Here is a 13,912-nt window from a genome sequence, read left to right as displayed (position 1 = left end):
TGCTCATAAAGTTACCACCTAAAAACAAAGAAAAAAGCCACCATAGAAAAATGATGACTTTAATTTTAATTCCTGATTTAATATAACCTTAATTTTTGGCCTTATTCAGAATTTCCAGGTTTTTAGCAATTAATTTATTTCGTGTTTCCACACTTGCTGCTGATCGTAATTCATCTTCTGGGGTATTCATTACATAGTCCAGTAATTTATCAACAGTTGTAGTAACCACATGCATTCTGGTATCTGATGAGGCGTAATATATGAATACATCTCCATTTTCTTTGGAAATCCAGCCATTCACGAAAACCACATTTGAAACATCACCAATTCTTTCAATTCCTTTAGGTGCAATAAAATGCCCGGCTGGTGCATGAATTACTTTTGCCGGATCTTCAAGGCTCGTCATAAACATGTATAAAACATAACGCAAACCAGCAGCCGTATTTCTTACTCCATGAGCCAGATGAAGCCAGCCTTTTTGGGTTTTGATTGGAGCAGGCCCCTGTCCATTTTTTACTTCTTTTATGGTATGATACAACTTATTATCCACAATCACCTCTTCTTTTACTTCAGCCTTTTCCATAGAATCGGTAAATCCAAATCCTATTCCTCCCCCAGAACCGGTATCTATGAAACCATCCTGAGGGCGGGTATAAAGGGCATATTTTCCATTTATAAACTCAGGGTGCAAAACCACATTTCGTTGTTGCCCCGAATAAGTAATCAAATCCGGTAATCTATCCCATTTAACCATGTCTTTAGTTCTGGCAATTCCGCATTGAGCCACTGCAGAGGATGTATCACCTGGTTTGGCATTTGGATCTTTTCTTTCAGTGCAAAATAGACCATATATCCATCCATCTTCGTGTTTTACTACCCGCATGTCATATACATTAGTGTCTGGTTCAGAAGTTTCAGGCATGGTAATGGGATAATCCCAGAATCGGAAATTATCAATACCGTTATCGCTTTCAGCCACTGCAAAAAATGATTTTCTATCTACTCCTTCCACCCGGACCACCAATAAAAACTTTCCATTTAATTCGATTGCACCTGCATTAAAAGTTGCGTTTACCCCGATTCTTTCCATTAAATATGGATTGGAGTTATAATCGAGGTCATACCGCCAGAAAATAGGGGCATGATCATTCGTTAAAATAGGATTTATATACCTGTCATAAATGCCATTTCCCTTTTCCACCTTTTCGTTTCTAACGGCTAAAAATGCTTCATGATCTGTTAATAATTGGTTCAGATTTTTATCGAAAGCTTCCTTTGTCATCTTCTATTGATTATATATTAATTTAATTTTCAGATTTAAAATGGTTTGAAATATTTTACCTTTTAAATTTTAGGTAGTTACTGTCTCCATTGAATTGACATTTTTAGTTTCATCCTTAGGCAGCTGATCATACCAGGTTTTCTTTAAAATAAATGAGGTAATTACTGCAATGGAAAGGGAAATCAAGGCAGGAATAATTTCCAATAATACTATGTAAATTGGCAGGATGACAAGAGATGTTTGCCATATTATTCCAATTACCACATTAAACATATCCATTTTGAATTCTTTATTTCTTTCAAATGCAGGATCTTGCGCAACGACTTTTTTATGAATAGGTCCCCAAAAGCCCCAGGGCTTTACGTTTTTGTAAAATTTCATAAGGATTTCCTCTTTTACTGCAGGGGCTGAATAAGTACCTGCTATACAGCCAATGGTGGAAATTAAAAGCATAAGTGGGAACAAATAAAGTTCTAATGTATTTGGGAAAATATAACTAAATGAAAGTGCAGGGATGAGCCCTCCTACCATTCCCCAGAAAAAACCATAGCCATTAAATCGCCACCAATACCATTTGAGCACATTAGCGGCTACATAACTTCCGTATAAACCGGAAACTATCCATTGTAAAACACTATTGACATCTTTGGCAAAAAATCCAAAAACAATACTAATGACTACCATTACCAAACCCGCGGTATAATTAATTGACCGAATTTTGGTATTGGAGGCTTCTTTATTGATGTATTTCAAATAAATATCATTTACGATGTAGGCCTGGGTAGCATTCAAAGTTCCGGCAAATGTGGACATAAAAGCAGCAAGAAGCCCGGCTAGTAAAAGTCCGAGAAAGCCAACAGGTACAAACTGACTTATTGCAGAGGGTAAAATTTGTTCAAAATCCACTTGTCCACCCACCATTAAATCCAATTGATCGTAAAATAGCAGACCTAGTATGCCAAATCCTGCAATCATGAAATATCTGATTGGCATAAGTATAAATGATACAGAGCCACTCATCAATGCTGCTTCTCTTGACGATTTAGAGGATAAAATCTTTTGCATATCATAAGTAGGAGCAGGGCCTGCCAAGCTTACCAATACACCTTTTAAGATCATCATCATCATCAATACTGAGAAAAGAGAAAAGCCATCGCTTTCAATTTTGGTATTTACCTCTGAGATAATTCCGGTCCAGTCCATATTGAGCTCCCAGCCGAAAAATGGTGTAAGCCAGCCTTCAGGAACCTGAAGCTCGTGCGTGGCCATGGCATTCATGGCAATAATTCCAATAACTAAAGCGGAAATGGTCATAATGATGTATTGTACAACATCTGCCCAGACAATACTTAACATACCACCAAGAAGGGAATAAAAGATAGCAAAGCAGGTAAATACGATTCCGTAAACATGAGCCACATACTCTGGTTGGACTTCAAAGGGAAAATACGGAGAAACTACTTCCCAGGGAATAAATATTTCTACAAATTTACCTAATCCAATGAATCCGTATGCCAGGTAGCCAAGTCCTAAAATTAATGCAAAAACTACTACAATTGTATGGGATAATTTTGCTCCTAAGCCAAACCCAAACCTTGTTCCAATCCACTCTGCACCGGTTGTTACATTAGATCTTCTCAACCATTTTGAAAGGAAAACCATCAAAAAAATCTGATTGAAAACGGGCCAAAGCCATGGAAGCCACACACTTTTAATTCCATATACAAAAAGAATGGTCACCAGCCACATTGTTCCAGAAATATCAAACATTCCTGAGGCATTTGATAGCCCGAGTAAATACCAAGGGAGGTTATTTCCACCAAGTAAATAAGATTTTTTGTTAAGCTGGGCACGCTTTTTTAGCAGGAGGCCTATGATAATGGTAAGGGATAAATACCCCAGGATAATTAATGCATCAATTAAATTTAATTTCATTTTCCTATTTATTAGTTCAGTTAATTAGATAGTTGGTAATTGAAGTGTCTTCTATAATAGAACACTGGTTTTGCTAAGAACCCTCAAAAAGTAATGAATTAAAAACCTTATAATTTAGGCATTTTATACATGTTGGGTAAATCACTTTCGAATAGTGTAAAAGGACTTTGTTTAAATTTTACAAAATCTGGTGCACATTTATGGCCAGGGTAAGGAGCATAATAGTGGCCAGGATAGCCATTTCTCCATACCATCACATAGGCAATTTGGCTCCCTGTTTCGCTTTTTTGGATTCCGTCTAGTAAAATATCAGTCCACCAGTTTTCAATAGAAACTGTTTCAAGGCCGGTTTCTGAAAGTGCTGCAAACTTTCCTCTTTCCTCTGCCATTTCCACAAGCATGGTTAATCTTTCGGCTAATTTGTCTGTCCCTTTTTTTGATTTAATATGGTGGTAATCATCATAAGCAAGAACATCTACAAAATCATCACCGGGATAACGCTCAAGGTAGTGTTCCTTGTTTTTAAATACATCCGTAGCATAGACATAAATAAGGTTGTGCAGCTTATTTTCGTCTCGTAAATATTTTACAGTAAATTGCCAAAGGGCAATATATTCCTCCGGTGAACAATGTTTAGCACCCCACCAAAACCAGTTCCCTGTATGTTCATGAAAAGGACGAAATAATATGGGTATCTTCTGGCCCCGTACTTTTAATTTTTTGATAAAATCAACAAATAAGTCTAGCTTATCTAAATAAAGCTGGTGTGCAGATCCTCCAGGAAGAATTTCCTTCACGGAAGGGGTATTGTCCCAGGAATTCCCCCCAGTTTTCAAATTATCCAAATGCCAGCTTATGGTATTGATTCCACCTCTTTGGTAACTTTCTTTTATCCACTCAATCATATTTTTAAAATCAACCGAGTCAATATTCATAGGAGCTCCTATTTTGCTTAATTCCCACCCATACACTGCCGGATAATCACCACAGACTTCTTTAATATCCGATCGGCCGGGTTCATTTTTCCATCCAATTCCATAAGCCAAATCATCCTGATGACCAAACAAAACTGCCTTTTTTGAAAGATAATGTAAATTGGTGTAAAGCGCTTTGGTTTGTTTAGTAGCCTTAGTATCTACAAGTTTTAATTGCCCCATCGATGGAAAACAGAAAAAGCTGAATAATAAAATATTGATAGGTTGGAATTTCCATTTCATATTTAGATCAATTTAGGATTAATTTTAGCAAAATACCGTCAAGGCTTAAATTACAATATTTTAATTAAAATGCTATTAAGATGCTTTTGTCAAATGACTTTCATTGCAGGAAAAAATGAAATTTTATACCTAAAAAACCAGTCGTGTTACCATAAAATAAAAGATTGTAGTATTATTGCAGCCTCAATTTTTTAATTTATATCAATGGACTCCAATTCGCAAAAATACCCTGAGGATGAAATAAGTATTTCCGAATTATTTCAAAGTATAGGTAAGGGAATTTCAAATCTTTTTAATGGTTTAATAAACTTTTTTTTAAAAGCAATAATTCATCTTAGACGATTTATCCTATTACGGTTTAAGTTTTTATTGATAGGGACAATTATTGGTGGAGCCTATGGTTTGTACCTGTTTTATTCTTCCAAACCAACTTATGAAACTACTGCGGTGGTAGAGTCAAAATATTTAAAAGGATATTTTTTTATCAATGAAATTGACAGACTTTCCAATTATTGCAAGGAAAATAATTATGAATTGTTGGCTAATTTATTAAATGTGGATATTGAGGTTGTAAAACCCTTAAATGGTTTTTCTATTTCTACTTTTGATACCTATTATCAGACTTTTGAAAGATATGGAGATATAAAAAAGTTGGATTCACTAAAGGTCGCCTCTGAAAAATATTCTGATACATTTGTGTTAACCGCTTCTATAAAAGGGGGGAAAAGTGCAACAAAGGCAGAAAACTTTGATCTTAAAATATTGGAGCAAGGTTTAAAATATTATTTTTCCAATAACCCTATAATTGAGAAAAAATTTAAGGTAGAAAAAAATTTAATGCTGGAAAGAAAAAGTAAAATTGAAAATCAATTAGCAAGCATTGATAGTCTGAAATCAATTATTAAAGATAAGTTGGTAAATGATGCAATATTACCTAATAAATCAACATTGGAGGTTTCTTTAAATACGGAAAAAAAAGATGTGGTTAATAATCCTTTAGGTGTATATTCTACTGATTATCAGTATTATATGCAATTAGAAGAAGTGAGTAGATCTTTGGATTTAATTGAAAAATTCGAATTTATTAATAGCTTTAGCGAGGTCAAAGTGAATAGGAGAGCTTTTCTTTTAGATAATGTAACATACAATGCAATTTTAGGTTTTTCCATTGTTTGTGTATTTTATTTGATAGTACATTTTAATGGATATATCAAAAGGAAGGATGAGGAAATTTATTGATAATAAAAAAGATTAGGGTGGATGTTTTCCCTAATCTTTACTACTTCCACTTGTCAATTGTAAGGCTCCTACATAATCCACCGGTACTTTAAATGTTAATCCTGCTGTTTTAAATTTTATCATTCCGTTATACTTTACCTCTACTTTTTTGTTGCTGGTGGCATAAGTAATGGCAGTTAAAAAATTGCTGAATAATTTCTCTGTGGGAAAGGAAATAGAGATAGGGACCACAAAATCTTTTTTCCCTTTTACTTTAGTTTTCTTCAGTTGGTGCACTCTGTTTACCTTTATTTCATTAACCTCCACCGCAAGGTCAATTTCTGTTAAAGTAATAGCAACTTTATTGGGATTGTATAGTACGGCATCCGCCTGTATTTCAATTTCATCACCATCAAATTTTGTAAGCACAATATTTTTCACATATTTGAATTCGGGATCTTCATAATTGAAACAGGAAGTAGCCAGAGTCAGGATAACAAATGGAACTATAAATATTTTACCAATTGTTATCCAACTTGATGAGGGTAATAAATTCATTAGTTAATTGTTTTTTTAATTAAATGGAAAGTTTATTAAGTTATTCAAAATTGGATTTTACTCTAAACTTCCTTACGAAATTAATCTATTAATTTTTTTGAACACTTGTTATGAAAAAAAATCTTTTGGGAATACTGGTAATATTTATTTCTTTATCCTTTTCTTTTCCCCAACCTCCCATGGAGGATCCTGTGGAAATTGAGTGGCTGACCATTGAAGAAGCGGTAGAAAGATCTAAAAAGGAGCCAAGAAAAATATTTGTGGATGTTTATACCGATTGGTGCGGTTGGTGTAAAAAAATGGATGCGAATACTTTTAACAATCCAGTAATTGCCAAGTATATATCAGAAAATTATTACGCAGTAAAGTTTAATGCGGAACAAAAGGAGGATGTTGAATTCAAAGGCCAGGTATTTAAATATGTAGCTTCAGGAAGAAGAGGATATCATGAATTGGCGGTAGCTTTATTAAATCAGAAATTAAGTTACCCAACTGTGGTTTTTATTCAGGAAGAGTTGGAATGGGTATATCCAATTCCCGGGTACCAAAAACCTGAAAACCTTCATCCCATATTGAAATATATGGCGGAAGGAACTTCTAAAGAAGTTACCTGGGAACAATTTTCAAAAACTTATCAATCCCCTTTCTAGAAAATAAAGCCATTGAAAAAATAAGGCTCCTTTAGGGAGCTTTTTTTGTTTGGGCTGAATTGAAATTAATCTTATTAGGTAAGATTGGCTCAAATCAATTGCGAATTTATCTGACGAGAAAATAATAAATTTCACAGTTTAGATTGAATCTCAAAAATTATTAATTTTATATTTGCCTTGCCAAAAATATTTTTTGGATGGAATTGAAAAACTGGCTTCAATTCATTTTTTCGCTTTAATTTTTACATCTTAAAAAGAAAATCCTTTCAATTATGTTAAAGATAATTTTTTCCCTGACGCTTGTATGTGCATTAGTTTTTAGTTGTTCTACTGTTCCGGTAACAGGTAGAAAACAGGTAATGCTTGTATCACCAGCTGAAGTGCAGGCTATGAGTTTTTCCCAATATGATCAGTTTTTAAAGGAGAATAAGGTAGTAACAGGCACAAAGGATGCTGAAATGATAAAACGGGTTGGAGCAAGAATCCAAAAAGCAGTGGAAATTTATATGGCTGAAAAGGGTTTGTCCTCAAAATTAAATGGTTTTAAGTGGGAGTTTAACTTAGTGGAGGAAGACGTGCTTAATGCCTGGTGTATGCCTGGAGGAAAAGTAGTTTTTTATACCGGCATTCTTCCAACCTGTCAGGATGAAAAAGGTGTAGCGATTGTAATGGGGCATGAAGTGGCTCATGCTATTGCCGAACATGGGGCGGAAAGAATGTCTCAGCAAATGGTGGCTCAGGGAGTGGCTACTGGCCTGGATGTGGCCACAATGGAATCTTCACCACAAATTCGAAATATATTTGGTGCCTCAGTAGGCATGGGGTCTCAACTGGGTATTTTGGCTTTTTCTCGTCAACATGAATCTGAAGCTGACCATATCGGTTTGATTTTTTCTTCAATGGCGGGATACGATCCGTCAGAAGCACCAAAGTTTTGGCAAAGAATGAAAGATTCAGCAGGTGGTGCTGCTCCTCCTGAATTTTTATCTACCCACCCTTCCAGCGATACCAGAATAAAGGATTTAAATGCTTTATTACCGGAAGCCACAGAGATTTACAATAAGTATAAGGATAAGTATTAATCAATAATAGAAAAACTAACTTTGACTGGGAATAAGCAACCTGATCTTAATTTCAGGCTGTTTGTTTCCAGAAAAATTAAACAACACAAACTTCATCAGGAAAAATGAAAATAAAAAAAACGAGAAGGCAATTTATAAAGAAAACAACCTTAACTTCAATGGGCATCGCTATTGGTGCACCCATTGTATTTGGTCATAATTTGCCAAAAGGAGTATGGCCTGTCGTTTTTTCTGAAGAGCCAATACCTGGTAAGCATCCAGGATTATCCATATTAAATGATAAACCATGGAATGCGGAAACTCCTGCACATTTGTTGGACGAAAAGGTAACTCCGGCAGATAAATTATTTGTTAGAAATAATGGTAAGGTTCCTGAAGATATTGATAAAAACTCTTGGACTTTGGAGATAGGAGGTGAGTCTGTAAAAAATGTAAAAACGTATACTTTAAATGAATTGAAACAAAAATTTAAGCATTATTCCTATCAACTAACTTTAGAGTGCGGAGGAAATGGAAGGAGTGAATTTAATCCACCTGCAAAAGGAAATCAGTGGACTACCGGAGCGGTAGGTTGCCCTAAATGGACAGGTATTCGGCTGAAGGATGTTTTGACAGATGTCGGGTTGAAAAGTGATGCGGTGTATATTGGATATTATGGAAAAGACGTCCACCTAAGTGGGGATCCTTCAAAAGTGGTGATTTCAAGAGGAGTTCCTATAAGCAAGGCTATGGAAGATGAAGCTCTTATTGCCTGGGCTTTAAATGATGAAGATCTTCCATTAATGAATGGATATCCTTTGCGTTTGATTTTTGGAGGCTGGCCTGCATCAACTTCAGGAAAATGGCTGTCTAAAATTGTTGTTAGAAACAAAGTACATGATGGACCCAAAATGACTGGTTTTTCCTATAAAGTGCCCTGCGAAACAGTAGCTCCTGGAACGGATGTATTAGAAGAAGATATGTGTATAATTGAATCTATGCCTGTCAAATCAATTATAACTTATCCAAAATCTGGAGCTGTACTTTCTGAAGGGCAGACAAGTTTGAGTTTGAGAGGACACGCCTGGGCTGGTGATTTAGAAGTATCTGAAATGCATGTATCTATTGATTTTGGAGCTTCCTGGGTGAAATGTGCCCTATCAAAACCTGTAAACAGATTGGCATGGCAGCATTGGAATGCAGAGGTGAGTTTTCCTAAAAAAGGTTATTATGAAGTTTGGGCAAAAGCCACAGATTCTAATGGAAAAATGCAACCAATGGTAGTTCCAGGATGGAATCCAAGAGGATATTTAAACAATGCCTGCCATAGAATTGCCGTAAAAGTGATTTGATTTTATATTAAAATTATCAGTTTTTTATTCAGTTTGTCTGGGAAGTGAGCAAAGGTTTGAATGAACTAATTCGTTAACAAATCCTTCTAAATCCAATATCGAATTATAATTATTCAAAGGGCCTGCCGTTCTTGATTTGTTAAAAAACTAAACTAGACAAACAATGAATATACTTTATCTACACGGCCTGGACGGAGGTCTGGACGAAAGTAAATTGGAGGTTATTCGAGAAAAAGGTCATAAGCCCTTTGCTTTGGAAATTGATTATAGAAAAAAGGCGGATGCTTACGATCACATTCATGATTATGCAGATAGTTCCAACATTGATTTCATTATTGGAGCTTCTGTAGGAGGATATTATGGATATTGGCTCGGACATGAGTTAGGAATTGATCAATTACTCTTTAATCCTGCAATGCCTTTCCGATCTGTAAAAGTAATGAGTCATAATATTAGTGAAAGTCCTATCATAAGTAGTAAGGTGGTACTTGGTGCTAATGATGAAACTATCCCTACTAACCTGAATATTGATTATTTTTCAACAAAAGAAAATGTGAAATTGATAACTTGCGAATGGCTTGGCCATCAGGTAGACCTGGAAACTTTTGATGAAATGATGGGATGGGCAGGGTTATAGCCTTTGAATTAGAAAATTAAACCTGATAAGATATTTTTTGAGCCTGGAAATTTTTCCGGGCTTTTTTGTTAGCTTCACCTCCCTCCCTGTTTTTTATTCTTTAGCTTTGAGTTTATTCGTCCATTAATAAGATGCTATGAGTGACTTAATTATTTCTCTTTTCGAAAAGGTTTTAAAGAAAGAAACAGGAAATGATGTAAAAATATCTAGTATTAAATTATTAGGAGGAGGATGCATTAATAGTGCTTCCAGAATTAAAACCAACTGTGGTGATTTTTTTGCAAAATGGAATCACCAGGGTCCAGCGGATTTATTTATCAGAGAAGCAGAATCCCTTAGCGAATTGAAAAAGGCAAATTCCTCTTTAAAAATCCCCAAAGTGATTGCTTATTCAGGGCCTCAGGATAATTACCCCGCTTTTTTAATCACTGAATATATAAATCAATCAAATGAATCCAGAATTATCCAGGATGAAAAATTAGGTAGAGGATTAGCCGAAATCCATCAATTTGAAAATGAGAAATTTGGATTTTATACCAATAATTATTGTGGAGTAACTTTACAAAATAATTCTTGGAATATGGATTGGGTAGATTTTTACTCAGACCAAAAAATTCGATACCTTACAAATCTGATTTATAAAAAGGGAAGCTGGGGAGTTTCGGAATTAAAATTAATAGATCAGTTTTTATTAAGGGTTGAAAAACTTGTAAGCCATAGGCCCGCACCATCTTTAACTCATGGAGATTTGTGGTCAGGAAATTATTTATACACCATGTCGGGGCCTGCTCTTATTGATCCTGCTTCATATTATGCCGATCGGGAATTCGATTTAAGTTTGGCGACCATGTTTGGTGGCTTTTCCGAGCATTTTTGGGGAGCATATCAGGAGGCTTACCCATTACTTCCGGAATGGAAAACCAGAAATGAAATTTATATGCTTTACCATTATTTAAATCATTTTTTCCTTTTTGGTGGTGGATATGGAAATCAGGCACTTTCTATTATAAAAAAATATTTGTAACCATCTTCTTCCTGCCACAAAAAAAACAAATTCTCATATAAAAATAGTTTAGAAAGGATATCCAATCCCCAGGTTAAAGGTGTATTGCCCTGGTTCCCCAAGCGGATTTTTGAAAGATAGTTTATTGATAATTAACCTGTCTCCTTTTTCCCGGGCAGGATCATACATTTTTATGCCTAAATCAAATCTGATCAAAAGGAAATCGAAGTTCAAACGTATTCCTCCTCCCGCACCAATAGCTATTTCTTTCCAAAATTCTCTTAGAGTAAATTGGCCTCCAGGTCGGTTGGGTTCATCTTTAAAAGTCCATACATTGGATGCATCTACAAATAAAGCCCCATCAAAAAAACCAAACAAAGGCCTTCGGACTTCAAAATTAGATTCCAGAATAATTTCTCCGGGTTGCTCAAAACTATAGTCAAACTGGCCATCTGGTAAAGTGGTTGGAGTGAAAGAACCTGGCCCAATTCGTCTGGCTGGCCATGCCCTGTTACTGTTACTTCCTCCTGAAAAGAAGTATTTTTCATAAGGCAAGGCATCTGTAGAACCATAAGGTTTAGCAAACCCCATACTTAATCTTGCTGCCACCTGCCCATTTTTCCCAACCGGATAGCCTTGCCGGAAATCCACTAATCCTTTTACAAATTTAAAATACCTCAGACCAAATATTTTTTCCTGATCAATAAAATTAGCATTATCAAAAAGGTTCATTAAAGTACCTCCAAACTCAATAAATGCCTTAAAGTATTTGGTTTTCCTGGATTGGATGTTAAATGCATCCACCGATTTTACATAGCTGGCATCTATACTGGAGACAAAGGAACTATCGAAACTATTTATTAAAGTACTTCCCCTGTTGAATAAAGAGTCTAGTTGTTGTTTAAATACAGAATCTATTCGGATGGTATTGATTATACTTACATTTACCAAACTTAGGTTAAATAAGGATTTTTTCTTATTCAGCCAATTGTAAGCCCAAATTCCCTGAACATTTGCTCTGGTGTATTCAGGACGGTTTACATAACCAAACCCAGATTGCAATTTGGTTTTTGGAGCAAGAAGATTTCTATTATTATGGATTTTTTTAGAAGGGAAAAGAATTTGGGGGAAAGTGAAAACAAAGTTGGCTCCAAATTCCTGACTACTGATATTTTGCTGGCTGGTCGCGCCTGCCTGCACATCCAGGGCAGCTCTGGCATTGAACTCGAAAATATCCAACCCTCCAAAAATATTACGATCCTTAAATGAGAAGCTGACAAATGGTCCAGGTAAAGCCTGACTTACATTTAATCCTCCTTCAAAGGAATACTGATACTTTTTTAAAGGACTTGTGAAAATGTGTGCATTCAGAGAACTACCCACTGTATCGTAATGGATATTGACAAATTTGAAAATATCCATATTGGCAAGGGAAATTTGTGTGTTTTCGGTGTCGCTCTGTCTAAACACCTCGTTTTCAGGTCTGACCAGAATTTTATTGTCTAACACTTTTTGGGAATATTGATTTTCACCCTGTAAATACCTTATCCCTTTATATGAACTCTCTTTTTTTATTATACTAGTTGTTACATCTACATCACTTTCAAAAGTGACTTCAGCAATATCATAAATCGTATGTTTTTTATTTTTGGGCGGATTCCTGATAATTAAATTAAGGATTACCTTTTTCTCCCGAATTGTATCATTAACCTTAAAAAATATGTAAGAAGGATTAAATTCAAAATATCCCTTATCTCGCAAAAGCCTGGAAAGCCTTTTTCTCTCTTCTTCAAGTTTTCCTTCATTGAAAATATCCTTTTTTTGAATTAATGAATTAGGGGAATCATTTTTTACAATTGAATGGATTGTACTGTCAGAAATGTCATAAACTTTTTCCTTTATTCGGTAAGGTTCGTTTTCTTTCACTATATAGTTTAGGGTAATGAGTTTTTCGGCAGTGTCCAGTTTTGTAGTAACATATCCATCGAAATACCCTCTGTATTTCATATAGCGATTCATTTGGGAAAGGGTGATCTTAGTGGCTGTGGAATCATAAATACTGGGTGGTTCCCCGACAGTTCGCATTAAAAAATTTCCATTGTCAATCCGGTTATTAATCTTTTCCACTTTTTCACTAAGTTTCTGCCTAAGTTTTCTTACCCTGGTCTGAATTTTTAGTGTATCCCGATTTAGTTTTTTTGGGTGTAAATAATTAGAGGAATCTTCAGCAAGTTCTCCTATTTTATTTTTTAATTTGGCAATTCTGTCCTCATATTTTTCAGTAGTTTTCAGGATTTTTTTTCTATCCTTTTCCACCTGGTTTTCATAATTTCTCTTCCCCACATAATAGGCGTATAAATAGGGCATAATAGGAAGGTAAATTAATTTTCTATTCGGTTTTTGCCGGTAAAAGACTTCCAGTTCTTCATTTTCAATAGCTTTATTTTTTTTGATTTTCTGACTGTACAGAAGGTATTCATTTTCTCCAAGGTTGCTTGTGGGAACACAACTCTGGTAAAATGGGGAAAGCAAAAGAATAAATATAAATGCCTTTCTGATCAAATCCTGGTGAAAAAATATTTTATGGTGGCTAAGAATTTTAGATAAAAAAACAATTCTATTACAATTTAAAAAATGTAAGTAACTGATAATGAGTTGTTAATTTATGTTTGGTTAGTTGTAATAAATAGATTCTATTCATCTGGAGTTCCAGTATGTAAAGTTTAATCTTTACGGAAAATATGTACTGGGAGTTAAGTTTAATTATTCAAATTCAATATTTGAAAATAACTTAAACTCATTTAGTTAATTATGAAACTTTAGGTAGTTTCTGCAAACCTGATAAAAAAAAATGAAAATCAATTCATTTCGTCCTTCGCATTAGGGATAATAAATTAATTTTACGGTTTCGGTATTAATCGTTTTGAGGTACATATAAAGCGATCGATTTTTTCTTTTTGTGCTACTGGCTTTATTAAATTCTGAAATCATAAGTATAA

General features: G+C 34.9%; 11 protein-coding genes. 6 read left to right on the top strand and 5 right to left on the bottom strand.

Annotated elements, in window-relative coordinates:
* Positions 1-88: 88 nt before the first annotated feature.
* From A3EM_RS0123405 to A3EM_RS0123395, 3 genes are all read right to left on the bottom strand, one after another.
* A complete protein-coding gene (locus A3EM_RS0123405; RefSeq protein WP_020530688.1) occupies positions 89-1,282 on the bottom strand; it encodes a glycoside hydrolase family 130 protein in 1,194 nt (397 codons plus the stop codon).
* A gap of 69 nt (positions 1,283-1,351) precedes the next feature.
* On the bottom strand, positions 1,352-3,217 hold the full coding sequence (locus A3EM_RS0123400) for a sodium:solute symporter family protein (RefSeq protein WP_020530687.1): 1,866 nt from the start codon (positions 3,215-3,217) through the stop codon (positions 1,352-1,354).
* Between the two features lie 107 nt (positions 3,218-3,324).
* On the bottom strand, positions 3,325-4,434 hold the full coding sequence (locus tag A3EM_RS0123395; RefSeq protein ID WP_020530686.1) for a glycoside hydrolase family 26 protein: 1,110 nt from the start codon (positions 4,432-4,434) through the stop codon (positions 3,325-3,327).
* Between the two features lie 204 nt (positions 4,435-4,638).
* Between A3EM_RS0123395 and A3EM_RS0123390 the strand changes: the two genes are divergently transcribed.
* The gene (locus tag A3EM_RS0123390) at positions 4,639-5,673 is read left to right on the top strand and encodes a hypothetical protein (RefSeq protein WP_020530685.1); all 1,035 of its coding nucleotides are present in this window, start codon (positions 4,639-4,641) and stop codon (positions 5,671-5,673) included.
* Between the two features lie 30 nt (positions 5,674-5,703).
* Here the strand turns inward: A3EM_RS0123390 and A3EM_RS0123385 are convergent, their stop codons facing one another.
* Positions 5,704-6,210, bottom strand: a complete 507-nt coding sequence (locus tag A3EM_RS0123385; RefSeq protein WP_020530684.1) for an LEA type 2 family protein — start codon at positions 6,208-6,210, stop codon at positions 5,704-5,706.
* 110 nt (positions 6,211-6,320) lie between these two features.
* Between A3EM_RS0123385 and A3EM_RS0123380 the strand changes: the two genes are divergently transcribed.
* From A3EM_RS0123380 to A3EM_RS0123360, 5 genes are all read left to right on the top strand, one after another.
* Positions 6,321-6,860: a thioredoxin family protein gene (locus A3EM_RS0123380; RefSeq protein WP_020530683.1), complete on the top strand. Its 540-nt coding sequence runs from the start codon at positions 6,321-6,323 to the stop codon at positions 6,858-6,860.
* Between the two features lie 272 nt (positions 6,861-7,132).
* Complete coding sequence (locus A3EM_RS0123375; RefSeq protein WP_020530682.1) at positions 7,133-7,942, top strand: M48 family metallopeptidase; 810 nt, start codon at positions 7,133-7,135, stop codon at positions 7,940-7,942.
* Between the two features lie 104 nt (positions 7,943-8,046).
* The gene (locus A3EM_RS43475) at positions 8,047-9,273 is read left to right on the top strand and encodes a sulfite oxidase (protein ID WP_157638047.1); all 1,227 of its coding nucleotides are present in this window, start codon (positions 8,047-8,049) and stop codon (positions 9,271-9,273) included.
* Between the two features lie 163 nt (positions 9,274-9,436).
* Complete coding sequence (locus tag A3EM_RS46175; protein ID WP_020530680.1) at positions 9,437-9,910, top strand: YqiA/YcfP family alpha/beta fold hydrolase; 474 nt, start codon at positions 9,437-9,439, stop codon at positions 9,908-9,910.
* 136 nt (positions 9,911-10,046) lie between these two features.
* Complete coding sequence (locus A3EM_RS0123360; protein ID WP_020530679.1) at positions 10,047-10,934, top strand: fructosamine kinase family protein; 888 nt, start codon at positions 10,047-10,049, stop codon at positions 10,932-10,934.
* A gap of 48 nt (positions 10,935-10,982) precedes the next feature.
* On the opposite strand, the gene tamL is transcribed toward A3EM_RS0123360, so the two are convergent.
* On the bottom strand, positions 10,983-13,475 hold the full coding sequence (tamL, locus tag A3EM_RS43465) for a translocation and assembly module lipoprotein TamL (RefSeq protein ID WP_020530678.1): 2,493 nt from the start codon (positions 13,473-13,475) through the stop codon (positions 10,983-10,985).
* Positions 13,476-13,912: the final 437 nt, after the last annotated feature.

The sequence above is a fragment of the Flexithrix dorotheae DSM 6795 genome, assembly GCF_000379765.1.
GTDB lineage: Bacteria > Bacteroidota > Bacteroidia > Cytophagales > Flammeovirgaceae > Flexithrix > Flexithrix dorotheae.
The sequence above is the reverse complement of the archived record's forward strand: the minus strand, read 5'-3'. Positions and strand labels throughout refer to the sequence as shown.